Raw genomic sequence first — 21,060 nt, 5'->3', positions numbered from 1 at the left:
GCGATCATGGCAAACGGCAACACACAGTTCTCCTTCCAGCACCCTCAGTCCTACTACTACCTCTGGCACCTTGCGGCACTCGGCGTGATCGATGCCACCTTCGGGCCGCTGACCCCGGGTGGCGGGGTCGACTACTCCTCGCCCACAATCAACGGCACCGTCTGGGATACGATATCAGAGGCGTTCCCGGCAGCGACGGCTCCTGCGACAGTCGCGCTGATCGACGTCGGCGTCAGCCGCAGCCACCCCAACCTCAAGAGCCGGCTGGACGCGGTGAAGTCGATCGACCTGGTGAGCCACCCCTATGGCGCCAAATATGTCGCCGCCCCTGCCGCCAGCCCCTATGACCCCGAGGTCAAGGCCGCCTTCTTCGCCGGCATCTCCACCGCAGGGCTGGGCACGCTCAACCTGACGGGCCCGGAGACCGCCTATCTCGGCAGCCTGATCGCCGAGCTCGCAGCTTCGGAAGGCGTGCTGCACACGCTGATCGAGGGTGACGAGACCTTTGGCAGCCACGGCACCGCTGTTGCTGGCCTCGTCGTCGGCGAACCGGCGGCAACCGTCGCGCCCAATCCGGCGATCGCCCTGCCCGATGTGCTGATATCAGACGACGGCACTGCCGTGCCGAACCCGAACCGCAACATGCTGCCTTATTTCGGCGTCGACCCGCTGTCGCGGCTGATCTCGATCCGGACCGGCTTCGAGCAGCAGCCCGACCAGTTCATAGCAGCCTTCCTCTATGCCTTTGCCAACGGCGCCGACGTCATCCTGTTGCCGCGCGGCATCCCCGATCCGGTGCGCAGCGTTTTGAATGCCAAGCCGGAGCTCTCTCAGGACCTCGACGACCGTGCCAACTGGGAGCGTGCCGATCTGTTCGCCCGTCTTGAGGAGGCGACGCCGCCGGCAAGCGAGATCAGGCCGCATGCGGTCGGCAAGACCGGCAACCGCGAGATCGCCTGGAACACGCTCGCCAAGCTCATCGTTGCCATCAGCCGCAAGGTGCCCGTGGTCTGCGCGGCCGGCAATGACGGCGAGAGCCAGCTGATCTACCCGGCCAATCTCGCCGCCGCCAACAACGGCATCATCGCCGTCGGCGCGGTGACGCCGCATGGCTACCGCTCCGGCTACAGCAACTATGGCGCCAAGCTGACGCTCGTCGCGCCGTCGGACGATTTCGAGATCTATACCAGACACCAGTTGCGCGTCGACCGGACCAACCCGATGGTCGACCAGCACTACTACCATCCGGGCAAGGGCAAGGTCATTCCGCACAGCCATTTCTCGCTGCTGACCACCGACCTGCCCGGCACCTTCGGTTATGCCGGTGGCTCCGACCCCTATTCGTCGATCCTGCCGCCGCTCGACAACCAGGGCATCGGCGGCGGTTACTACACCACCTTCGGCGGGACCTCCGGCGCGGCGGCTCTCGTCGCCGGTGTGGCTGCCCTCACGGCCCGTGCCCACAAGGCAAAGCATGGCGCCGCGGCGAAACTGGACGGCCTGACATCCAAAGCCAACCTCATTGCCGCCTGCGATCAGAATGCTTCTGTCAAGCCGGGCACGACCCCGCTGACGCAGGATCCGATGAACGCCGACAACGAACCGGCGAAGGGCAAGACGTATTTCTTCGGCGCTGGCCTGCTCGATGCCGGCAAGGCGGTCGCGGCAATACTCGCGCCCTGACCGATCGCGTAACTCATGTCGGAATGCATGCTGGGGGGCATGGGCATTCCGGCGCTCAGGCGGCAAAGCCCATCCTCCCCTTTGCCCCTGTCCGCTCCGTCGGTACGGCCGACGGGGCGGTTGCGCTTTCAACGCAGCCAGCGTTCCAGGCGATCCATCGACTCGATCATGTCGTCATGGCTGCCCGCATAGGAAAACCGCATGAAACGGTGCCCTGCGAGCGGGTCAAAATCCCGGCCCGGCGTGGCCGCGACATGCGCTTCGGCCAGCATGCGGCTGGCGAATTCCATGCTGTCATTGGTCAGCCGCGAGACGTCGCAGAAGGCGTAGAACGCACCGTCCATGGGTGCGGCGAAGCTGAAGCCCAGTTCCGGCAGTCTTTTGGCCAGCAGTTCGCGGTTCCAGGCGTAGCGCGCCTTGATCACTTCGAGTTCGTCGGTGACGTTGAACGCCTCGATGGCCGCCACTTGCGACAGCTCAGGCGCCGAGATGTAAAGCGATTGCGCGATGCGCTCGACTGGCCGCACCAGCCGGTCCGGTAGCACCATCCAGCCGATGCGCCAGCCGGTCATGCAGTAATATTTGGAGAACGAGTTGATGACGGTCACGTCACTGTCATAGGTGAGTGCGGTCACATCTGGCGCGCCATAGGCGAGCCTATGGTAGATTTCGTCCGAAATCACCGCGATCCCGAGTTCGCGCGCGGTATCGACAAGCGCCTTGAGGTCGCCGGCCGGCACGACGGCACCGGTCGGGTTGGCGGGGCTTGCAAACAAGACGCCTTTCAGCGGCTTCTGCGCATGTGCTGTGCGCAGGTGCTCGGCATGGAGGTAGGCCGCGCCCTCCAGCTCGATCTCGACCACGTCGAGCCCAAGAGCGCCCATGATGTTGCGATAGGCAGGATAGCCGGGCGCCGCGATCGCCACCCGGTCGCCGGCATCGAACATTGCCAGGAATGCGAGATTGAAGGCCGCGGACGAGCCGGTGGTGACGGCGATTCGCGAAACCGGCACATCGATGCGGTAATGCTCGGCATAATGTGCCGAGATCGCCTTGCGCAGATCGGAAAGCCCGAGCGCGTCGGTGTAGCCGATACGGCCGAGTTTGAGCGCGGCTGCCGCGGCGTCACGCACCCGCTGCGGCGCCGGATCGGAGGGTTGGCCGACAGCCATCGAAATGACCGGCGCGCCCAACGCCCTGAGCCTGTTGGCCTCGGCCAGAATGTCCATCGCATGGAAGGGCTCGACTTCGCCGCGCCGTGAAATCGCAACCGCCATTTTCGTTCACTTTCTACTGTCGCCCGCCAGGCAATGTGCCGCACAAATGCCTGATTGATATGGGGATCACAAGTTGATGAGTTTCTTGAACCAGCCTTTTCACAGCCCGACGGCTCGTTTACGAGTGTTTCCCGCTATGCAGAGCATCACAAGTCTTTCGCGTTTCGTCGCAAGATCAACGCGCGCAGTCACTGCGCTTGCGCTGTCGGCCGGGCTTGCTCTCGGCACAATGGGAACTGCCCATGCACAGGGTGTTCCGATCGTCCGCGACGCCGAGATCGAAGCCCTGGTGCGCGACTATGCCCGGCCGATTCTCAAGGCGGCGGGGCTTGCCAATTCGAACATCAACATCGTGCTCGTCAACGACCCGGCCTTCAACGCCTTCGTTGCCGGCCGGCGCATGTTCATCAACACCGGCGCACTGATGACGGCCGAGACGCCGAACGAGATCATCGGCGTCATCGCCCATGAAGCCGGCCACATCGCCGGCGGCCACCAGGAGCGCCTGCGCGACCAGTTGGCGCGTGCCCAGACGATGGCGATCGTCGCCGCCCTGCTTGGCGCCGGTGCCATGGTCGCAGGTGCAGCGAGTGACGCAAAGGGCCTTGGTGCTGCGGGCGCCGGCGTCGTCGCCGGCGGCTCGGAAATGGCACGGCGCAGCCTGCTCGGCTACCAGCGCACGGAAGAAGTCACCGCCGATCGTTCGGCGATCACCTATCTCAATGCCACCGGCCAGTCGGCGCAGGGCATGCTGAAGACATTCCAGCGCTTCCAGAACGCACTGTCGCTGTCGGGCGCGCGCGTCGATCCATACCAGGTCAGCCACCCGATGCCGCGCGAGCGCATCGCCAATCTCGAGACGCTGGCGCGCGAAAGCCCCTATTTCGACAAGAAGGATTCCGAGGCGCTGCAGCAGCGGCACGACATGATGCGTGTCAAGATCGCCGCCTACACCCAAGGGCAGGCCGCCACTTCACGACTGCTGCGCGGCACCGACGGTCTCGCCTCGCGCTATGGCGACGCCCAGTCGACCTATCTTTTCGGCGATCTGCGTTCGGCGCTGAGCAAGACAGATGCGCTGATCAAGTCGCAGCCGAAAAACGCCTACTTCCACGAGCTGCGCGGCGACATCCTGATGAAGTCGAACAAGCCCGCGGCCGCAGCCGAGGCCTATACCAACGCTGTCCGCCTCGACACGGCGAAATCAGGTATCCTGCCGATCCAACTCGGCCAGACCTATCTCGCCATGGGCACGCCCGACGCGCTGAAGAAGGCTGTCGTCGAAATCCGCAAGGGCCTCGACCGCGACCGCGAGAACGCCTCGGGCTATCGCTACCTCGCTCAAGCCTACGGCATGCTCGGCGACGTCGCCGACGCCGACCTTGCCACCGCCGACGGTCACTACTACAGCGGCGCCTATCAGGACGCGAAAATCTTTGCGATGCGAGCCCAGCAGAAGCTCAAGCCAGGCTCGCCGGGCTGGGTCCGCGCGCAGGACATCATCAACTACAAAGCGCCGAGCAAGAAAAAGAAGTGAACTTTCTTTCGGCGGACAGCGACACACAGCGCCGCGCGTCATCCGGACGCGCAAAGGACGCTGTAGAACTTTAAACCTGATGCATGCCCCTTGCCAAAAATCGTTTCAGATTTTCGGAGGCATGCATAAGCCGAAACGGCTGGAGACCAAGGGACCATGAAAAAAGCACTTCTTCTCGGCACGACCGGCATCGCCGTCGCCCTCGCCATGCTGGCCTTCGGCCTCGCCGGTTCGCCAAATGCCGCACATGCGGAAACAGCGGCTACCACGGCCCTCGACAAGAAGCAGGTCGAGACGATCGTGCGCGACTACCTGCTCAACAACCCTGAACTGCTGCTCGAAATGCAGGGCGCTCTCGAAGCCAAGCAGAAGGAAGAGCAGCGCATCGCCAGCCTGAGCGTGATCAAGGAGAGCAAGGACGAAATCTTCAACTCGAAGTTCGACGGCATCGTCGGCAATCCCGACGGCAAGATCACTATCGTCGAGTTCTACGACTACAATTGCGGATACTGCAAACGCGCCCAGGCCGACATGAACGCGCTGGTCAAGACCAACCCCGACCTGCGCTTCGTGCTCAAGGAGTTCCCGATCCTCGGCCCGGACTCTCAGAAGGCCCATGTCGTGTCGATGGCCTTCCGCAAGTTGATGCCCGGGAAGTACGGCGAGTTCCACGACAAGCTGCTCGGCGGCGAAGGCCGCGCCGGCGAGGACAGCGCCATCAAGCTGGCGCTCGAGCTCGGCGCCGACGAGGCCAAGCTGCGCGAGGCGATGAAGGACCCCACGATCGGCGAAGCCTTCAACCGCACCTACGATCTCGCCAACAAGCTGCAGATCAGCGGCACGCCGTCCTATGTCGTCGGCAACGAGGTCGTCTTCGGCGCACTCGGCCAGGATGTGCTGGCGGAAAAGATCGCCGCGGCAGCCGCCTGCCAGGCAAATTCCACCTGCTGAGCAAGCTTTGTTCAGCGCGAGCCGTTGTGGACAGCGCAAGAAGTCGCTTGCGCTCTTTCCGCGACGGCTTATGCCGATTATAGAGGGTCCGCCGCGCCAGAGAGGATCTGGCGGGTGGAAAGGTCTTTAATTTGAAAACGGTTTACGTCCTCAACGGTCCGAACCTTAACATGCTGGGCAAACGCGAGCCCGGGATTTATGGCGGCAAGACCCTGGCCGACATCGAAGCCGACTGCCAGGCGGCAGCCGCCTCGCTCGGCCTTGCGATCGAATTCCGCCAATCGAACCACGAGGGCGTCCTGGTCGACTGGATCCACGAGGCCGGCGAAAAAGCTTTCGGCATCGTGCTCAATGCAGGCGCCTACACCCACACCTCGATCGCGCTGCAGGACGCCATTCGTGCCGTCTCGCCCTTGCCGGTCGCCGAGGTGCACCTTTCCAACATCCACGCACGCGAGCCGTTCCGCCACAAATCGATGGTGGCACCGGTGGCCGTGGGCATGATCTGCGGCTTCGGACCGCTCGGATACACGCTGGCGCTGCAGGCGCTGGCCGCCCGGCTCTGACCGGAAACAGGAAGAGAAAAGGCTAGAACATGGCGACGAAGAAGACCGATGGTGTTGATCAGCAGCTGGTCCGCGACCTCGCAGGGATCCTGAACGATACCAACCTGACCGAGATCGAAGTCGAACTCGGCGATCTCAAGGTGCGCGTGTCGCGCCAGGCAGCGGCTGCCGTCCAGGCTTACGCCGCGCCGGCGCCTCTCCCGCTTGCAGCCGCCGCACCGGTGGCCGCAGCGGCTGCCGCTGCCCCGGCTGCTGCCGTCGACAGCTCGAAGAACGCAGTGCCCTCGCCGATGGTCGGCACCGCCTATCTCGCGCCGTCGCCGGATGCCAAGCCGTTTATCGAGATCGGTTCGGTGGTCAAGGAAGGCCAGACGCTGCTGATCATCGAAGCGATGAAGACGATGAACCAGATTCCGTCACCGCGCTCCGGCACGGTCAAGGCGATCCTCATCGAAGACGCGCAGCCTGTCGAATACGGCATGCCGCTCGTCGTCGTCGAGTAAGCCGGAAGGCTGCGCGCAATGTTTCAGAAAATCCTGATCGCCAATCGCGGCGAAATCGCCCTCAGAGTGCTGCGCGCGGCCAAGGAGCTCGGCATCCAGACGGTTGCCGTGCACTCCACCGCCGACGCCGACGCCATGCATGTGCGCCTCGCCGACGAAAGCGTCTGCATCGGACCGCCGCCGTCGCGCGACAGCTATCTCAACATCCATCAGATCGTCGCGGCCTGCGAGATAACAGGCGCCGACGCCGTGCATCCGGGCTATGGCTTCCTGTCGGAGAACGCCAAGTTCGCCGACATCCTGGCTGCGCACAACATCACCTTCATCGGTCCCTCGGGCGACCACATCCGCATCATGGGCGACAAGATCGAAGCCAAGCGCACCGCAAAGCGCCTCGGCATCCCGGTCGTGCCCGGCTCGGAAGGTGCCGTCAGCGACGAGAAAGAAGCCAAGCGCGTCGCTGCCGAGATCGGCTATCCCGTCATCATCAAGGCATCCGCCGGCGGCGGTGGCCGCGGCATGAAAGTGGCGCTGACCGAAGCCGACCTCGAGATGGCGCTCGCCACGGCGCGCTCGGAAGCCGGTGCCGCCTTCGGCGACGACGCCGTCTACATCGAAAAGTACCTGCAGAAGCCGCGCCACATCGAAGTGCAGATTTTCGGCGACGGCGCCGGCAAGGGCGTCCATCTCGGCGAACGCGATTGTTCTTTGCAGCGCCGCCATCAAAAGGTCTGGGAAGAGGCCAATTCGCCCGCCCTCAACAGCGAAGAGCGCTCGCGCATCGGCGACATCTGCGCCAACGCGGTGGCCAATCTCGGCTATTCCGGCGCCGGTACGATCGAGTTCCTCTACGAGAACGGCGAGTTCTACTTCATCGAGATGAACACCCGCCTTCAGGTCGAGCACACGATCACCGAAGCGATCACCGGCATCGACCTCGTGCACGAGCAGATTCGCGTCGCCTCGGGCGGCGGCCTGTCGGTCACCCAGAACGACATCCGCTTCCACGGCCATGCCATCGAGTGCCGCATCAACGCCGAGGATCCACGCACCTTCGTGCCCTCGCCCGGCACGATTACGCATTTCCACACGCCGGGCGGCCTCGGCATCCGTGTCGATTCAGGCGTCTATTCCGGCTACCGGATCCCGCCATACTACGACAGCCTGATCGGCAAGCTGATCGTGCACGGCCGCAATCGCGTCGAATGCATGATGCGTCTCCGGCGCGCGCTCGATGAATTCGTGGTAGATGGTATCAAGACGACGTTGCCGCTGTTCCGCGAGCTTGTCGGTAACCCCGACATCGCAAATGGCGACTACGACATCCACTGGCTGGAAAAACATCTCGCGAAAGGCGAGTAGAATGAGGGTCGCATGACCCGACCTTATGCGCCCGGCTACGGCATACCCACGGACCTTCTTCTGAAGGCCTATGCGTCGGGCGTCTTTCCCATGGCAGAAAGCGCGTCGGATCCGGAAGTGTTCTGGGTCCGGCCCGAGACACGCGGCATCATCCCCTTCGACGGCTTCCATGTGCCGCACAGCCTCGCCAAGACGATCCGGCAGGGCCATTTCGAGATCCGCTTCGACAGCGACTTCGAAGGCGTCATCGACGCCTGCGCCGAACGGCGCGCAGGCCGCCTGTCGACATGGATCAACGCGCCGATCCGCGAGGCCTACACCCACCTTCACCGGATCGGCAACGCCCACTCCGTCGAGGCCTGGCGCGACGGCGAGTTGGTCGGCGGGCTCTACGGTGTCTCCCTGGGCCGCGCCTTCTTCGGCGAAAGCATGTTCTCACGCGAGACAGATGCGTCCAAGGTGTGCCTCGTCCACCTGGTGCAGCGGCTCAGAGAACGCGGCTTCCTGCTGCTCGATACGCAGTTCACAACCGATCACCTGAAGCGCTTCGGTGCGGTCGACGTGCCACGCGACAAATACGAGAAGTTGCTCGCCAAGGCGCTCCTCGGCGAAGCCACCTTCACGCCCTGAGGGCAAGCTAGCTCTTCGTCTGAGCCGCTTGCGTTATCGGCGTCTGGGCGTGAAACATCATCTTCCAGCCCTGCAGGCGATGGACGTAGCCCGTGCTCACCAGCGCCTGGTACGGCTCGCCATCTTCACGGATTGCCTTGGCCTCGTATGTCAGCATGACGATGTCGCTGCCCGGTTCGACGATTCCTTGCACCTTCATCTCGAGATTGCGCCAGCGGCGCGGCTTGGTCGCGGTGGCGGCAAGCTCGGCATTGCTCATGACGCCCGCCATCTCGGGAAAAGCGACAAGGCACTCCCTGTCGGCGTTTTCGGCAAAAAACTCCTGGTTCCCGGTCCAGAATTCCCGTTCGAGCTCAAGCAGTTCGTCACGGTTGACGGTCACGGCACGATCCTCCGCTGGCGTTGCTCACGACGCCAAACGTCAGGGGCCCCAAGCGGTTCCGAAAAAGGCTCAGTTGGTCTTGGCGGCTTCCGGAGCGGGAACGTCCGACTTCTGCTTGCAGGCCTTCAGCCAGACGTCATAGACGGCGTGCTCGACGGCGTTGAGGCCCGGGCTTTCGGCAAACATCCAGCCGGTGAAGATGCGCCTGATCTTGCGGTCGAGGGTGATCTCGTCGACTTCGACGAAGGAATCGGTCTTCGGCTCTTCGTTCTCGGGCCTGGAATAGCAGACGCGCGGCGTCACCTGCAGCGCGCCGAACTGCACGGTCTCGTCGACATAGACGTCGAAGGTGATGATGCGGCCGGTGATCTTGTCGATGCCGGCAAACTCGGCAACCGCGTTCTTGATCCGCTGCGGCGGGGCCGCGACCTTGGGTGCTGCCTGTGTCTCTGCAGGAGCAGGCTGGGCCTGATCGGGAGCAGGCTGCCCCTCACCCGGCAAGGGTGGGACGTCGATGGCAGGCAGATCGTCACCTTGCTCGACCTGCTGATCGAGCGGCAGCCGCTCGATGCTGTCCTGGGCCGTTGCCTGGCCAAGCGCTGCGCACAGCGTTGCCGCCACAAGCAGGGTTTTTGCCTTCGATCGTCCGCTCGACGGAATCCGGCCAGGAAAAATCATTCAGTCGTTACCGCCGTTGCGCCCGGAGTGTGTCCCACTCGCTGATTCCCACGCGCCAAGGCTAATCGCCTGACGCCAATGGGCAAGGAGTTAGCCGCCAATTGTGGCGACAAATGTCCGCGCCGTTAAGCTGTCTGTCTTAAGCGCCGGGCGTCCAGGCGTCGTAGTCGCCGGTGACCTGCGGGCGATGCGTATTGCCCAGCACCGAACCCTTCGGGCGGTAGGCGCCGCCGGTGCCGGTCAGATTCGGCTGATGTGGCTTCTGCCAGTCGCGCGGAATGTAGTTGTCGCTCGGCGGCGCCACGTCGACGCGATGGTGCATCCAGCCGTGCCAGCCGGGCGGAATCATCGAGGCTTCGGCATAACCGTTGTAGATCACCCAGCGGCGCGTGCGGCCTTCGGAATCCTTGCCGCCTTCATAGTAGACGTTGCCGAACTCGTCCTGGCCCACCTTGGTGCCTTTGCGCCAGGTGTGGAAACGCGTGCCAAGGGTCTGGCCGTTCCACCAGGTGAAAAACTGGACAAGGAATTTCTTCATCGGATCCTCGCGGCAGGCGCGTCGAAAGTCTCCTGCTTATGGCGTCACGCCGGCACGAAGGCAAGAGTTTAGAAGCTGCAACTTGCCGCCTGCGACGATTGGCAGACGATCCATCAACACCTACTGTTCGCGCTGAGCAGCAGAATGGACGTAATCCATGCCCTTCATGCAGATCCTCGAAATGCTGAGCATGCTGGTGACGATCTTCGGCCTGCCGCTGGCGATCTTCATCTTCGTCTTCGAACAGCGCAAGGCGCGGGTCAACGAAGAGGAAGAAATCTACCAGATGCTCTCCGACGGCTACACCAACTTCCTGACGCTGTCGCTCGACCATTCCGACCTCTACCTGCAATCGCAGACCGCAACGAAGGACCTGACGGCCGAACAAAAGGACCGGCTGCTCGCCATGTTCGCCATCCTGATCTCCCTGTTCGAACGTGCCTATCTCGTCGCCTACGAACCCGGCATGTCCGATCGCAAGCGCCGCCGCTGGGCATCCTGGGAGGATTTCATGCGCGAATGGTGCCGGCGCGAGGATTTTCGCAACGCCCTGCCCCAGCTCCTGCCAGGCGAAGACCCCGCGTTCGCCGTCTACATCAGGCGCCTTGCGCAGGAAGAGGCAGAGCCGCGCTCGTCCTGATGGACGATGCCATTTCGCACTTGCTCACGTTTTCATCTCGCACTTGCAAAGTAATTAGCCGGTCCTTAAAGGACTCTCGCCCTGACAGGGCTCACGGACCGGCCTTGGCCGGAAACGTCGAGGGAGGAAAAGACATGGCTTCCGACGCGCCTGCGGCTGCCGGCCGCATCACGCCCGCCGCTCTGCTGGCCCGCAAGGGCAAGGAGCCCATCGTCTGTCTCACCGCTTACACCTATCCGATCGCCCGGCTGCTCGATCCGCATGTCGATCTGCTGCTCGTTGGTGACAGTGTTGCGATGGTGCTGCATGGCCATCCCAACACGCTGGGCGCGACGATGGACATGATGGTCGCCCACGGCCAGGCGGTGATGCGCGGCGCGTCCCGCGCCTGCGTCGTCGTCGACATGCCCGCCGGCAGCTACGAGGACAGCGTCGAAAACGCCGTCACTTCCGCCGGCCGCATCATGCGCGAAACCGGCTGCGATGCCGTCAAGCTCGAAGGCGGCGTGGCAATTGCCGCGCAGATCGCAGCCATCGTCGCATCAGGCATTCCCGTCATGGGCCATATCGGGCTGTTGCCGCAGTCGGTCGAAAAGGAAGGCGGCTACAAGATCAAGGGCCGCTCCGAGGCCAATGCCGAGGCGCTTTATGCCGATGCCAGGGCGGTCGAGGCGGCGGGCGCCTTTTCGGTCGTCATCGAAGGCACCGTCGAGCCGGTTGCGGCCGAGATCACCCGGCGCATCACTATTCCCACCGTCGGCATCGGCGCCAGCCCCGCTTGCGACGGCCAAGTGCTGGTCATCGATGACGCCATTGGCCTGACCGTCGACCGGGTGCCCAAATTCGTCAAGGAATACGCGCATTTGCGCGATGTCGTCGCTGACGCCGCCGCGTCCTACGCTCGCGACGTCCGCAGCCGCGCCTTTCCCGGCCCCGAGCACCTGTTTTCGCTGAACAAGGACAAGGCATGACCATTGTCGTCGAAACCATCGCCGCCCTCCGCGCCCAGGTGCGGGCATGGCGTGCCGAAGGACTGAAGGTCGCGCTGGTGCCGACAATGGGCGCGCTGCATGACGGCCATGTCTCGCTGATGCGTGCCGCCCTTGAGCGCGCCGACCGTTGCGTCGTCTCGATCTTCGTCAATCCGCGCCAGTTTGCGCCGACCGAAGACCTCGACAAATATCCGCGCCAGTTGGCGCTCGACCTCGACAGGCTGGAAAAGGCGGGCGTCCACCTCGCCTTCACGCCCGGTGTCGAGGAGGTCTACCCGCAAGGCTTTGCCACCTCGATCTCGGTCGGCGGCCCGTCGGCCGGGCTCGAGACCGATTTCCGGCCGGCTTTCTTCGACGGCGTCGCCACCGTCGTCGGCAAGCTGTTCATCCAGTCGGAGCCCGACCTCGCCGTGTTCGGCGAGAAGGACTACCAGCAGCTCTGCGTGGTGAAGAAGCTTGTGCAGGACCTGAACCTGCCGCTGGAGATCGTGGGCTCGCCGACGATCCGCGACAGCGAGGGCCTCGCCATGTCGTCGCGCAACGCCTATCTCAGCGCCCAGGAACTCGAGATCGCGCGCCGATTGAACAAGATCCTGCGCAAGGCAGCGTCCGCCCTTGAAGGCGGTGCCGACGAGGCGGTGACGATGGCCGCCGCGCGGCAGGACGTGCTGGAAGCCGGATTCGATGCCGTCGACTATGTCGCCGCGCGCCAAAGCGACACGCTCGCGCCATGGCAACGCGACACGGACGGTCGAGTGCTGGTTGCGGCCCGCCTCGGCAAGACGCGTCTCATCGACAATGTCGAGATTTCGGCCAGCTAAGTCCGGCCTGTATCAGCCCAGCTTCTTCTCGAAGATCAGCGCCGGAATGCCGGACTGGTCGGCGCCGCAATTGGCAGTCGCACCGGCATGGGCGAAACCATTTGCTTCGTAGAAGGCAATGGCGCCTGCATTTGCCTCTTCCACTTCGAGCCGCAACATGCGCGCCTCGGGAAAGCACTGTTCGATCTCGTCGAGCAGCAGCCGACCGACGCCGGCCCGCTGGTGGCGCGGCAGCACATAAAGTTGGTGCAGCATGACTGTCTTGGCGTCACCGGATGCCGCCGCAAAGGCCATGCCGGCGATGGTCTTGCCGTCGTCGGCAACAAGAAACTCGGAATTCGGCCGCGTCAGCCGCGCCTTGAGCGACGCCAGCGAATGCCACTCTGCCGTGATTTCATCGACCCGCTCGACGCCATAGATGGCGTCGTAGGTCGCGTGCCACGTGTCGGCGAGCAGCGCCTTGATCGTCTCAAGGTCGCGCTCGCTCGCCGTGCGTACGAACATCGCTATTCCTCGATGCCGAGCTTGGCCTTGACCAGGTCGTTGACCGCCTGCGGATTGGCCTTGCCGCCGGTCGCCTTCATCACCTGGCCGACGAACCAGCCGGCCATTGTCGGCTTGGCGCGGGCCTGGTCGGCCTTGTCGGGGTTGGCGGCGATGACGTCGTCGACGGCCTTTTCGATGGCGCCGGTGTCGGTCACCTGCTTCATGCCGCGGCTCTCGACCAGCTCCTTGGGGTCGCCGCCCTCGTTCCAGACGATCTCGAACAGGTCCTTGGCGATCTTGCCGGAGATCGTGCCTTCCTTGATCAGGTCAATGATGGCACCGAGCTGATCCGGAGAAACAGGTGCGTTTTCGATATCCTTGCCGGCCTTGTTGAGCGCGCCGAGCAGATCGTTGATGACCCAGTTGGCGGCCGCCTTGCCGTCGCGGCCGCTTGCCACCTTCTCAAAATAGTCGGCGATCGACTTTTCGGAAACCAGAATCGAGGCGTCATAGACCGACAGGCCGAGCGAGGTGACCAGGCGATCCTTCTTGTCGTCGGGCAGCTCGACGAGGTCCTTGGCGAGCGCGTCGACATAGGCCTGGTCGAATTCCAGCGGCAGAAGGTCCGGATCGGGGAAATAGCGGTAGTCGTGCGCCTCTTCCTTCGAGCGCATCGAACGCGTCTCGCCCTTGTTCGGATCGAACAGGCGGGTTTCCTGGTCGATCTTGCCGCCATCCTCGAGAATGGCGATCTGGCGACGTGCCTCATATTCGATAGCCTGGCCGACGAAACGGATCGAGTTGACGTTCTTGATCTCGCAGCGCGTACCGAACTCGCCACCCGGACGACGCACCGAAACGTTGACGTCGGCGCGCATCGAGCCCTCGTCCATGTTGCCGTCGCAGGTGCCGAGATAACGCACGATGGTGCGCAGCTTGGTGACATAGGCCTTTGCCTCGTCCGACGAGCGCATGTCCGGCTTGGAGACGATCTCCATCAGCGCCACGCCCGAACGGTTGAGGTCGACGTAAGACATTGTCGGATGCTGGTCGTGGATCGACTTGCCGGCGTCCTGTTCGAGATGCAGGCGCTCGATGCCAATCTCGATGTCCTCGAACTCGCCCTTGCGGTCAGGGCCGACGGAGATGGTGATCTTGCCCTCGCCGACGATCGGCTGCTTGAACTGTGAGATCTGATAGCCCTGCGGCAGATCGGGATAGAAGTAGTTCTTGCGGTCGAACACCGACTTCAGGTTGATCTGCGCCTTGAGGCCGAGGCCGGTGCGGATCGCCTGCTTGACGCATTCCTCGTTGATGACGGGCAGCATGCCGGGCATTGCCGCGTCGACCAGGCTGACATTGGCGTTGGGCTCGGCGCCGAACGCGGTCGACGCACCGGAGAACAGCTTGGCTTCCGAAGTGACCTGGGCATGGACCTCCAGGCCGATGATGACCTCCCAGTCACCGGTGGCACCGGAAATGAAGCGCTTGGCGTCGGGCGTGCGGGTATCGATGAGGGACATGGCGGCCTGCGTCATTGGATCGAGAAGATGCGGATCGAGAAGTACGAAACGCATAGTTTAGTGTGCGCCTTCGCTAGTGCAAACAGCCAATGGAGGCAAGCGCTGCCTGCGCGGCAAGGCTGCGGCTTGCGTTCTCATCTCGCTTCAGGACATCGCTTCGGCGGCGACAAGGCCTCTTGGCAGGTCGACCTTGACCACAAGCCCGGTCGGCCTGTTGTCGTCGAGCGCTATCCTGCCGCCATGGCCGTGCACGATGTCGGCGACGATCGACAAGCCCAGGCCGAAGCCGCGCCTGGCGCTCGCGCCGCGTGAGGCGTCGACCTTGTAGAAGGGTTCGAATACACGCGCCCGCACCGTTTCGGGGATTCCGGGGCCGTTGTCGCTGACCTCGATCAGCACCGCGTCGTCGGTGGCGGTCAGCACCACCTCGACATTGGGCGCGAACTTGACGCTGTTGTCGCAGAGATTTGTTCGTCATTGGCTGTGGCGCGATCTGCTGCCCAAGCCGTATCCGGGGCGAGAATCCCGATGACCATGACCGCCAGCGACATGCGGAAAGCAACCGGTGCAGTATCTATATTTGCGGACATGCGTACTCCGAAGCCTGAGATGGGCGCCCCGCCCCACCGGGCGTTGCACCCGACGCGACCAGTCATCCCAATTCGGAACCCGTGCCGGTATGAAGTAATGTCAAGTCTTGTTGCAGCGATGCCGGCATCGGCAACAGATCCGCCAGCCAGCAACCCGACCGCGCGGGTCGGTGGGCTGGCATTTCGCCTGCTTCGTTGCTATATCCTGGCCATCCCTATGGAGTGTGGATGTTCTATTCGTCTGAGCCCTGCTGAGGCTCCAGCCTTCTCCTGAAGGCGGGGCATGAAAACCTGAAACCCCGTGCCGTGAGTTCTCGCGGCGGCGGCATTTTTCTTTGGCCCATCGGCCAGGTTTTCCAGGACTCATCAAGAATGGACATCTCGCGCACGGAACAGCGCATCCTCCACCTGCTCGCCCAGGGCGGACGTATCGAAATCGAGAAGAACGACAAGAGCAAGATCGAGGCAGCCATCTGCCTCACCCGCGATGGCTGGCGCTATCCGGGCTTCGATCTCGACCTTTTCAGGAAACTGAAGCGAAAGAAGGCTGTTTCTTCTTCCGATGGCGGCCCCTATCGCATCACACGGCGCGGACTCGAACTCGTCCGCTCCGAACTCGACAACAGGTAAAAGGCGGCATCGCCGGCCGGGATCAGTCCTGGCCGGCGCAAGCCCTGCGTGCTCCTGAGCTCAGGCGGTGGCGATGTAGGCCTTGATTTCCTCTGCCTCCCGCTCGACATCCTCGATGCGGCGCTTGACCACGTCGCCGATCGACACGATGCCGTAGAGATAACCGTCGCGCTCGACAGGTAGGTGGCGGAATCGGCCGACCGTCATGATCTCCATGACCTGGTTAACCGTGTGGTTCTCGTTGCAGATCTTGACCTTGGGGGTCATCACGTCGCGCACCGCCTTTTCAAGGGCGGCACCACCTTCCTTGCCGATGATACGGACGACGTCGCGCTCGGACAGGATGCCGACGATCTTGCGGTCGCCATTGGTCACGACCAGGGCACCGATACGGTGTTCGGCAAGAATGCGAACCGCTTCCGACAGCTGTACATTGGGCCCAATGGTAAAAACGTCGTGGCCCTTCTTCTCGAGAATTGCCTTCACAGTCATCGTGGCCTCCTGCTGCTGTCGATCAGTCAAAACACTCCATGCCGGCCCACCGGGCCAACTGCATCGTGCGCTGCATTGGGTCGCATTTCAAGTAAAACGCGCTCAGGCAAACTCGCGCCTGCGGTCGAAAAACCTGATGCCCAGAAAGCCCGCCAGGAAGCCGCCTATATGGGCTTCCCAAGCGATCTGATTGTCGACGCCAGGGGTGAAACCGACGATCCCGGTGACTAGGTTGATGACCATCCACACGCCCAAGAAGGTCATTGCCGTCCGTGAGCGGAAGACATCGCGGATCGGCAGCGGCGCGCCTGCAAAAGCCGGCTTGCCTTGCGAACGGTCGACCTGGAAGCTGAAACGCGCGGCAGCCCCCATCATGCCTGAAATCGCGCCCGAGGCGCCGACGAGCGGCGAGGCATCGGTCGAATGCAGCACATAGTGCAGCGCCACCGCCGCAAGCGTCGTGACGGCGAAGAACGCCGAGAACCGAGCGACCCCGAGTCGGTTGGCAAGCGGCGAGCCGAACGCTGCCAACCACACCATGTTGATGATCAGGTGGGCGAAGCCGCCATGCAGGAAGGCATAGGTCAGCGGGCTGGTGAAAGCCCAGATTTCGAGATCATATTGGCCCGAATAGCGGATCGGAATGAAAGCCGCCCGTACCACCAGGGCAAAATCCTGGTCGGAGCTGAGGACATAGACACGGATCAGATGGATCGCCACGCAGGCGCCGATGATCGCAATGACGATGGCTGGCAGGTTGAACACCGGTTCGCGGCGCTGCGGCTCGGCCTCGATGATCTCAGGCGCGTCGTTCTGTCTTGCTGGTTCGCTCATGCACTTCCGATTCGTTTGTGGTCCGGCGTGCGCCAGCCTCGTTCCATCTAGTGCAGGCCGGCCGAAAGCGCAAAAAAAGAAGCCGCCCAGGGTTGCCCCTGGACGGCTGGTCGAGCCCCCCTGCCCGTCCCCAAAAGTAACTCTTGACTGAAGTGCTGCCGACCGCGCCTGCGCGGCCACTTCATGGAGTGAATGGAACGTGCCACGTAAGCCTGGGCACAGCAACGTAAACCCTTTGTTAACCTTAACGATCCCGACCCGTTAACAACTGTTACCAAGACTGGCACGCGTCCTGCTCCGCGCCTCATGTAGTCCTCAAGAATGAAGCGATTCTGTCCAGAGATGGCACATCAGGCACAGAAACGCTCGGAGCGGAGCAATATGAAACAGAAAGGATCGCTGGCACTGTTCCAATATTGGAACCGCCTTCGCGACGGCCGACCCGCACCTAAACGGACGGAAGTCGAGCCGGCCGAGATCAAGGCCCTGCTTGCAGACACTTTCATCCTCGAGCGCGACACCCGCGGCGAAGCGGTCTTCCGCCTCGCCGGCACCCGGCTGTGCGCCACCTTCGGCCGCGAGCTCAAGGGCTTTTCGTTCCCCTCGCTGTGGCGTCAAAAGGACCAAAGGCTGATGGCACGCCTTGCCTATGGTGTGTTCCAGCAGAAGTCCGTGGTGGTAATCAACTTCGAAGGCTTCACCTCCAGCCTGCGCGCAACGAGCTTCGAAATGCTTCTGCTGCCGCTCGATGGCGGCATCGAAAACCCGCGCAGCCTGGGCGTCCTGTCGAGCGTCGACCGGCCGTTCTGGCTCGGCTCCGATCCGCTCACCGACGCCTCCATCGAAAGCGTGCGCGTCGTCGATCCGGACCTGGAACCGATGTTCCTCAAGAACCGTCCGGCGGTCACCGTGCCATCGCTCGCACCGAGCGATAGCGCCCTTTCCGGCGAGCCGAGCCCGCTCGATGGCGCGCGCCGGATACGCCACCTGTTCGTTCTCGAAGGCGGACGCGAAGAATAGCGCAAGCGGGCGACCCCAGAGGCCCGCTGCTAGGCGTTTTGTTAACCTCTTTGGCGCTAGTTTCGCCCAATAGCTCCCCGATGCGGTTCGGCGGGAGTTTGCAGATATGAGGGTAACATGAGGCCAGCGGCGATTGACTACGCGCCGTCACGGGCGGAACGACGCAACTTCCAGCGCGTCCGCGTGAAGATCTATGGTCGCTTCATGCTCGAGGATCGAACCGAGCATGCCGGCCAGGTCGTCGACATGTCGCCCGGCAACGTCGCCTTCCGCACCGACCGCTCAGGCGCCGCAGGCGAAAAAGTCATTGCCTATATCGACCATATCGGCCGCGTCGAGGGCGTCATCACCCGCACGCTATCGGACGGCTTCGCCATGACCGTCATCGCCTCCGAGCGCAAGAAGGACAAGCTGGCGGCCCAGTTGACCTGGCTTGCCAACAAGCACGAACTCGACCTGCCGGAAGACCGCCGCCACGAGCGCGTCGCCCCGCGCAATCCGATCAGCGCGCTGCAGCTCATGGATGGCCGGCAATATCCCTGCCGCATCATCGACCTGTCGCTTTCAGGTGCTGCCATCGAGATCGAGGTTAAGCCGGCGATCGGCGTCCAGGTCACGCTCGGCACCATGCGGGGCCAGATCGTCCGCCACTTCGAAGACGGCGTCGCCATCGAATTCGCCGTCATCCAGCGCCCCGAATCGCTCGACACCGAGTTCAACCGCCCGCGCACCTGACTGCGCCCAGTTTTCATAAAAAGGCACAGCCTGACCTTCCGCCGAAGGTCAGGCTGTTCGTATTTTGACGCAGGCACATCCGAAAGCGCACAAGCGTAGCGTTCCAGAACAACGGCAGCGGCTCGACTGCTGTTTCATTCCAGCACAGACAAGCCCGCGACTGCCTCTCCGGCGTCACCTCCCCGGCATCACGCTCCTCACCATCACAGCATGGATCCTCGGGGCAGGCCTCTGGGATGACGAAGCGGAGAGGCAGCTCCGGACAAACCGGGCTTACCACCCAAGCCCGCGAAACAGGTCATGCCACTCGGACCTGATTTGCCCGATCCCTGCGGCACGCAGCGTCGTCATGCCAAATTCGATAAAAATGTAATCAAATTTTCCGCAAGTTTTATTATTGTTCTATTCTTTGTTTCCGCAATTTCTTTTTTGTTTTTACTCAACATCTACTTCGCAGTTTTGCGTCAAATAAATCCGGACCTGTCATTGTCACCTCAAACGGGGAGACAACAAAATGAACATGCGTCGGGGATGGCTTCTGCTTCTGGCCACGACAATTCAGGCCGGTGCCGTCAGCGCCGCCATGGCGACACCGGCAGTCATGCAGACCAACGGCCGCACCACCCAGCCGGTCGGCCACTATGAGCTGTGCAAGCGCTCGCCGATCGAGTGCAATGAAAAGACCGCAAGCAGCAAGCCGGTCGAGCTGACCCGCAGCCTGTGGAAGGCGATGATTGCCATCAACGACAAGGTCAACACCGACGTCGCGCCGCGCACCGACATGGAAATGTGGGGCCAGGAAGAAGTCTGGTCCTATCCCGACAACGGCGCCGGCGACTGCGAGGACTATGTTCTGGAAAAGCGCCGCAACCTGATGGAGCTGGGCGTCCCCGCCGGCAATCTGCTGATCACCGTCGTGCGCCAGCCCAATGGCGACGGCCATGCAGTCCTGACGGTGCGAACCAGCCTCGGCGAATACATCCTCGACAACCTCGACACGCGGGTCCTGGCCTGGGACGAGACCGAATACACCTATCTCAAGCGCCAGTCGGAGCGGAATTCGGGCGTCTGGATTGCGATCAACGACGGCCGCGCCGACGCGGTGGCGTCGGTTCGCTAAGCGCAGCAGCCCCGGGCGCGCCCTATGAGAGGCGCGCCAAGGCAGCTGCAGCCCTATGAATCGGTGCATGGCATTCCGAAAATCGGCCCCGGTTTTCGGGGGCATGCGCTGGTGAGAAAACCCGGTCGCGTCCCCACCCTCCCCGTCCCCAACGACCGGGTCTAGGAGCCGGCCCATCCCCGGGCCGGCTCCGCCTTTTCAGGCAAGCCAGGGTGCAAACGAAATGCCGCCGGGCAAGGTGGTCAGGCTCAAGATAAGCCCGCGGTCGCGGGGATGAGTTTCCCTGGCTGCGAAAATGCCGAAACGCAGCGGCTGTGTTCAGAAGCCTGGCGTCGCTGCGCCGCGCGGCGCAGCCTTCGCGAGTCGGCCGTCTCGCCTAGTCCTCGCGCTTCTTCAGCCCGCCGGAAAACCGGCGCTGGTTGGCGACGTAATCGTCCGCGGACTTGCGCAGCCGGTCGGCGGCTGCGTCATCGAGTGTGCGGATCACCTTGGCGGGGGAGCCGACAATCAGCGAATTGTCGGGAAATTCCTTGCCTTCTGTCACCAGTGCACCGGCACCGACAAGGCAGTTCCTGCCGATCCTGGCGCCATTGAGCACGATCGCGCCCATGCCGATCAGCGAATTGTCGCCGACCGTGCAGCCATGCAGGATAGCCCTGTGGCCGATGGTGCAGCCCTCGCCGATTGTGAGCGGAAAGCCCGGATCGGTGTGCATTACCGTATGTTCCTGGACATTGCTGCGGGCGCCGATGGTGATCGGCTCGCGGTCGCCGCGGATGGCTGTCCCGAACCAGATGCCGACGTCGCGCCCGATCCTGACATCGCCAACCACCGCCGCATCGGGCGCGATCCAGCTGGTGGCGCGGTCCTCGAACTGCGGCTCGACCCCGTCGATTGCGTAAAGCGGCATCGTCAATTCCTTTTGTTTGGCGCGCGCAACCTATGGAGCGCATCGCCACAAGGCAAGCGTGCAACACAGCCTTAACGCGCCATTAACCATGCGCACGCAATGTCGAACAGATATCGGGCTCCCGAACGAACGGGAGCTGGGGTTACCGGCCCGGCAAGGC

At 63.0% G+C, this 21,060-nt stretch carries 24 protein-coding genes; 14 read left to right on the top strand and 10 right to left on the bottom strand.

What is annotated here, in order from left to right:
• Positions 1-6: 6 nt before the first annotated feature.
• Entirely contained in the window at positions 7-1,683 is a 1,677-nt protein-coding gene (locus H5P29_RS17180; RefSeq protein ID WP_154384034.1) for a S8 family serine peptidase, read from the top strand.
• 128 nt (positions 1,684-1,811) lie between these two features.
• On the opposite strand, the gene H5P29_RS17175 is transcribed toward H5P29_RS17180, so the two are convergent.
• Complete coding sequence (locus tag H5P29_RS17175; RefSeq protein ID WP_154384033.1) at positions 1,812-2,960, bottom strand: pyridoxal phosphate-dependent aminotransferase; 1,149 nt, start codon at positions 2,958-2,960, stop codon at positions 1,812-1,814.
• Between the two features lie 136 nt (positions 2,961-3,096).
• On the opposite strand from H5P29_RS17175, the gene H5P29_RS17170 reads away from it, so the two are divergent.
• The 6 genes from H5P29_RS17170 to aat all read left to right on the top strand — a co-directional run bounded on the left by H5P29_RS17170 (position 3,097) and on the right by aat (position 8,509).
• Complete coding sequence (locus H5P29_RS17170) at positions 3,097-4,497, top strand: M48 family metalloprotease (protein WP_067961565.1); 1,401 nt, start codon at positions 3,097-3,099, stop codon at positions 4,495-4,497.
• A gap of 156 nt (positions 4,498-4,653) precedes the next feature.
• Entirely contained in the window at positions 4,654-5,448 is a 795-nt protein-coding gene (locus H5P29_RS17165) for a DsbA family protein (protein ID WP_067961563.1), read from the top strand.
• Between the two features lie 131 nt (positions 5,449-5,579).
• Complete coding sequence (gene aroQ / locus H5P29_RS17160) at positions 5,580-6,014, top strand: type II 3-dehydroquinate dehydratase (protein WP_067961561.1); 435 nt, start codon at positions 5,580-5,582, stop codon at positions 6,012-6,014.
• Positions 6,015-6,043: 29 nt separating this feature from the next.
• Complete coding sequence (gene accB / locus H5P29_RS17155; RefSeq protein ID WP_067961559.1) at positions 6,044-6,517, top strand: acetyl-CoA carboxylase biotin carboxyl carrier protein; 474 nt, start codon at positions 6,044-6,046, stop codon at positions 6,515-6,517.
• An 18-nt stretch (positions 6,518-6,535) separates the two neighbouring features.
• Entirely contained in the window at positions 6,536-7,879 is a 1,344-nt protein-coding gene (gene accC / locus H5P29_RS17150; RefSeq protein WP_067961557.1) for an acetyl-CoA carboxylase biotin carboxylase subunit, read from the top strand.
• A gap of 12 nt (positions 7,880-7,891) precedes the next feature.
• Positions 7,892-8,509, top strand: a complete 618-nt coding sequence (aat, locus tag H5P29_RS17145) for a leucyl/phenylalanyl-tRNA--protein transferase (protein ID WP_067961555.1) — start codon at positions 7,892-7,894, stop codon at positions 8,507-8,509.
• A 7-nt stretch (positions 8,510-8,516) separates the two neighbouring features.
• Here aat and H5P29_RS17140 read toward each other — a convergent pair whose 3' ends face one another.
• The 3 genes from H5P29_RS17140 to H5P29_RS17130 all read right to left on the bottom strand — a co-directional run bounded on the left by H5P29_RS17140 (position 8,517) and on the right by H5P29_RS17130 (position 10,107).
• A complete protein-coding gene (locus H5P29_RS17140) occupies positions 8,517-8,891 on the bottom strand; it encodes a hypothetical protein (RefSeq protein ID WP_067961552.1) in 375 nt (124 codons plus the stop codon).
• Positions 8,892-8,960: 69 nt separating this feature from the next.
• Positions 8,961-9,392, bottom strand: a complete 432-nt coding sequence (locus tag H5P29_RS17135) for a DUF2155 domain-containing protein (protein ID WP_154384240.1) — start codon at positions 9,390-9,392, stop codon at positions 8,961-8,963.
• Positions 9,393-9,708: 316 nt separating this feature from the next.
• Positions 9,709-10,107 (bottom strand): NADH:ubiquinone oxidoreductase subunit NDUFA12, encoded by a 399-nt coding sequence (locus H5P29_RS17130; RefSeq protein ID WP_067961550.1) that lies wholly within the window; start codon positions 10,105-10,107, stop codon positions 9,709-9,711.
• Positions 10,108-10,264: 157 nt separating this feature from the next.
• Here H5P29_RS17130 and H5P29_RS17125 point away from each other — a divergent pair, with 157 nt between their 5' ends.
• The 3 genes from H5P29_RS17125 (at position 10,265) to panC (ending at position 12,560) form a co-directional block, all read left to right on the top strand.
• The gene (locus H5P29_RS17125) at positions 10,265-10,747 is read left to right on the top strand and encodes a hypothetical protein (protein ID WP_067961548.1); all 483 of its coding nucleotides are present in this window, start codon (positions 10,265-10,267) and stop codon (positions 10,745-10,747) included.
• Positions 10,748-10,881: 134 nt separating this feature from the next.
• The gene (gene panB / locus H5P29_RS17120; RefSeq protein ID WP_067961546.1) at positions 10,882-11,718 is read left to right on the top strand and encodes a 3-methyl-2-oxobutanoate hydroxymethyltransferase; all 837 of its coding nucleotides are present in this window, start codon (positions 10,882-10,884) and stop codon (positions 11,716-11,718) included.
• Positions 11,715-12,560, top strand: a complete 846-nt coding sequence (gene panC, locus H5P29_RS17115) for a pantoate--beta-alanine ligase (protein WP_154384032.1) — start codon at positions 11,715-11,717, stop codon at positions 12,558-12,560. Before panB ends, panC begins: the two co-directional genes overlap by 4 nt.
• Positions 12,561-12,572: 12 nt before the next feature.
• Here the strand turns inward: panC and H5P29_RS17110 are convergent, their stop codons facing one another.
• The 3 genes from H5P29_RS17110 to H5P29_RS17100 form a co-directional block, all read right to left on the bottom strand.
• Positions 12,573-13,064 (bottom strand): GNAT family N-acetyltransferase, encoded by a 492-nt coding sequence (locus H5P29_RS17110; protein ID WP_067961543.1) that lies wholly within the window; start codon positions 13,062-13,064, stop codon positions 12,573-12,575.
• A gap of 2 nt (positions 13,065-13,066) precedes the next feature.
• A complete protein-coding gene (gatB, locus tag H5P29_RS17105) occupies positions 13,067-14,569 on the bottom strand; it encodes an Asp-tRNA(Asn)/Glu-tRNA(Gln) amidotransferase subunit GatB (protein WP_067966460.1) in 1,503 nt (500 codons plus the stop codon).
• A 144-nt stretch (positions 14,570-14,713) separates the two neighbouring features.
• Positions 14,714-14,992: a sensor histidine kinase KdpD gene (locus H5P29_RS17100; protein WP_246786989.1), complete on the bottom strand. Its 279-nt coding sequence runs from the start codon at positions 14,990-14,992 to the stop codon at positions 14,714-14,716.
• A 539-nt stretch (positions 14,993-15,531) separates the two neighbouring features.
• Here H5P29_RS17100 and H5P29_RS17095 point away from each other — a divergent pair.
• Positions 15,532-15,789, top strand: coding sequence for a YjhX family toxin (locus H5P29_RS17095; RefSeq protein WP_067961539.1), 258 nt, complete (start codon positions 15,532-15,534; stop codon positions 15,787-15,789).
• 60 nt (positions 15,790-15,849) lie between these two features.
• Here H5P29_RS17095 and H5P29_RS17090 read toward each other — a convergent pair whose 3' ends face one another.
• Both H5P29_RS17090 and H5P29_RS17085 read right to left on the bottom strand, forming a co-directional pair.
• On the bottom strand, positions 15,850-16,281 hold the full coding sequence (locus tag H5P29_RS17090; protein ID WP_067961538.1) for a CBS domain-containing protein: 432 nt from the start codon (positions 16,279-16,281) through the stop codon (positions 15,850-15,852).
• A 102-nt stretch (positions 16,282-16,383) separates the two neighbouring features.
• Positions 16,384-17,115, bottom strand: coding sequence for a rhomboid family intramembrane serine protease (locus H5P29_RS17085; RefSeq protein WP_154384031.1), 732 nt, complete (start codon positions 17,113-17,115; stop codon positions 16,384-16,386).
• Positions 17,116-17,496: 381 nt separating this feature from the next.
• Here H5P29_RS17085 and H5P29_RS17080 point away from each other — a divergent pair, with 381 nt between their 5' ends.
• The 3 genes from H5P29_RS17080 to H5P29_RS17070 all read left to right on the top strand — a co-directional run bounded on the left by H5P29_RS17080 (position 17,497) and on the right by H5P29_RS17070 (position 19,990).
• Positions 17,497-18,135, top strand: coding sequence for a PAS domain-containing protein (locus H5P29_RS17080; RefSeq protein ID WP_067961534.1), 639 nt, complete (start codon positions 17,497-17,499; stop codon positions 18,133-18,135).
• Between the two features lie 117 nt (positions 18,136-18,252).
• On the top strand, positions 18,253-18,870 hold the full coding sequence (locus H5P29_RS17075; RefSeq protein ID WP_067961533.1) for a PilZ domain-containing protein: 618 nt from the start codon (positions 18,253-18,255) through the stop codon (positions 18,868-18,870).
• A gap of 514 nt (positions 18,871-19,384) precedes the next feature.
• Complete coding sequence (locus H5P29_RS17070) at positions 19,385-19,990, top strand: transglutaminase-like cysteine peptidase (RefSeq protein WP_067961531.1); 606 nt, start codon at positions 19,385-19,387, stop codon at positions 19,988-19,990.
• A 376-nt stretch (positions 19,991-20,366) separates the two neighbouring features.
• On the opposite strand, the gene H5P29_RS17065 is transcribed toward H5P29_RS17070, so the two are convergent.
• Positions 20,367-20,900, bottom strand: coding sequence for a gamma carbonic anhydrase family protein (locus tag H5P29_RS17065; RefSeq protein WP_067961529.1), 534 nt, complete (start codon positions 20,898-20,900; stop codon positions 20,367-20,369).
• Positions 20,901-21,060: the final 160 nt, after the last annotated feature.

Source organism: Aminobacter sp. MDW-2 (assembly GCF_014250155.1).
Lineage (GTDB): Bacteria > Pseudomonadota > Alphaproteobacteria > Rhizobiales > Rhizobiaceae > Aminobacter > Aminobacter ciceronei.
The sequence above is the reverse complement of the archived record's forward strand: the minus strand, read 5'-3'. Positions and strand labels throughout refer to the sequence as shown.

What these genes read in the sequence shown, in the direction of transcription:
- H5P29_RS17180 (WP_154384034.1), top strand. Translation starts at nt 7, where the DNA reads ATGGCAAACGGCAACACACAGTTCTCCTTCCAGCACCCTCAGTCCTAC.
- H5P29_RS17175 (WP_154384033.1), bottom strand. Translation starts at nt 2,960, where the DNA reads ATGGCGGTTGCGATTTCACGGCGCGGCGAAGTCGAGCCCTTCCATGCG.
- H5P29_RS17170 (WP_067961565.1), top strand. Translation starts at nt 3,097, where the DNA reads ATGCAGAGCATCACAAGTCTTTCGCGTTTCGTCGCAAGATCAACGCGC.
- H5P29_RS17165 (WP_067961563.1), top strand. Translation starts at nt 4,654, where the DNA reads ATGAAAAAAGCACTTCTTCTCGGCACGACCGGCATCGCCGTCGCCCTC.
- accB (WP_067961559.1), top strand. Translation starts at nt 6,044, where the DNA reads ATGGCGACGAAGAAGACCGATGGTGTTGATCAGCAGCTGGTCCGCGAC.
- accC (WP_067961557.1), top strand. Translation starts at nt 6,536, where the DNA reads ATGTTTCAGAAAATCCTGATCGCCAATCGCGGCGAAATCGCCCTCAGA.
- aat (WP_067961555.1), top strand. Translation starts at nt 7,892, where the DNA reads ATGACCCGACCTTATGCGCCCGGCTACGGCATACCCACGGACCTTCTT.
- H5P29_RS17130 (WP_067961550.1), bottom strand. Translation starts at nt 10,107, where the DNA reads ATGAAGAAATTCCTTGTCCAGTTTTTCACCTGGTGGAACGGCCAGACC.
- H5P29_RS17125 (WP_067961548.1), top strand. Translation starts at nt 10,265, where the DNA reads ATGCCCTTCATGCAGATCCTCGAAATGCTGAGCATGCTGGTGACGATC.
- panB (WP_067961546.1), top strand. Translation starts at nt 10,882, where the DNA reads ATGGCTTCCGACGCGCCTGCGGCTGCCGGCCGCATCACGCCCGCCGCT.
- panC (WP_154384032.1), top strand. Translation starts at nt 11,715, where the DNA reads ATGACCATTGTCGTCGAAACCATCGCCGCCCTCCGCGCCCAGGTGCGG.
- H5P29_RS17110 (WP_067961543.1), bottom strand. Translation starts at nt 13,064, where the DNA reads ATGTTCGTACGCACGGCGAGCGAGCGCGACCTTGAGACGATCAAGGCG.
- gatB (WP_067966460.1), bottom strand. Translation starts at nt 14,569, where the DNA reads ATGTCCCTCATCGATACCCGCACGCCCGACGCCAAGCGCTTCATTTCC.
- H5P29_RS17095 (WP_067961539.1), top strand. Translation starts at nt 15,532, where the DNA reads ATGGACATCTCGCGCACGGAACAGCGCATCCTCCACCTGCTCGCCCAG.
- H5P29_RS17090 (WP_067961538.1), bottom strand. Translation starts at nt 16,281, where the DNA reads ATGACTGTGAAGGCAATTCTCGAGAAGAAGGGCCACGACGTTTTTACC.
- H5P29_RS17085 (WP_154384031.1), bottom strand. Translation starts at nt 17,115, where the DNA reads ATGAGCGAACCAGCAAGACAGAACGACGCGCCTGAGATCATCGAGGCC.
- H5P29_RS17080 (WP_067961534.1), top strand. Translation starts at nt 17,497, where the DNA reads ATGAAACAGAAAGGATCGCTGGCACTGTTCCAATATTGGAACCGCCTT.
- H5P29_RS17075 (WP_067961533.1), top strand. Translation starts at nt 18,253, where the DNA reads ATGAGGCCAGCGGCGATTGACTACGCGCCGTCACGGGCGGAACGACGC.
- H5P29_RS17070 (WP_067961531.1), top strand. Translation starts at nt 19,385, where the DNA reads ATGAACATGCGTCGGGGATGGCTTCTGCTTCTGGCCACGACAATTCAG.
- H5P29_RS17065 (WP_067961529.1), bottom strand. Translation starts at nt 20,900, where the DNA reads ATGCCGCTTTACGCAATCGACGGGGTCGAGCCGCAGTTCGAGGACCGC.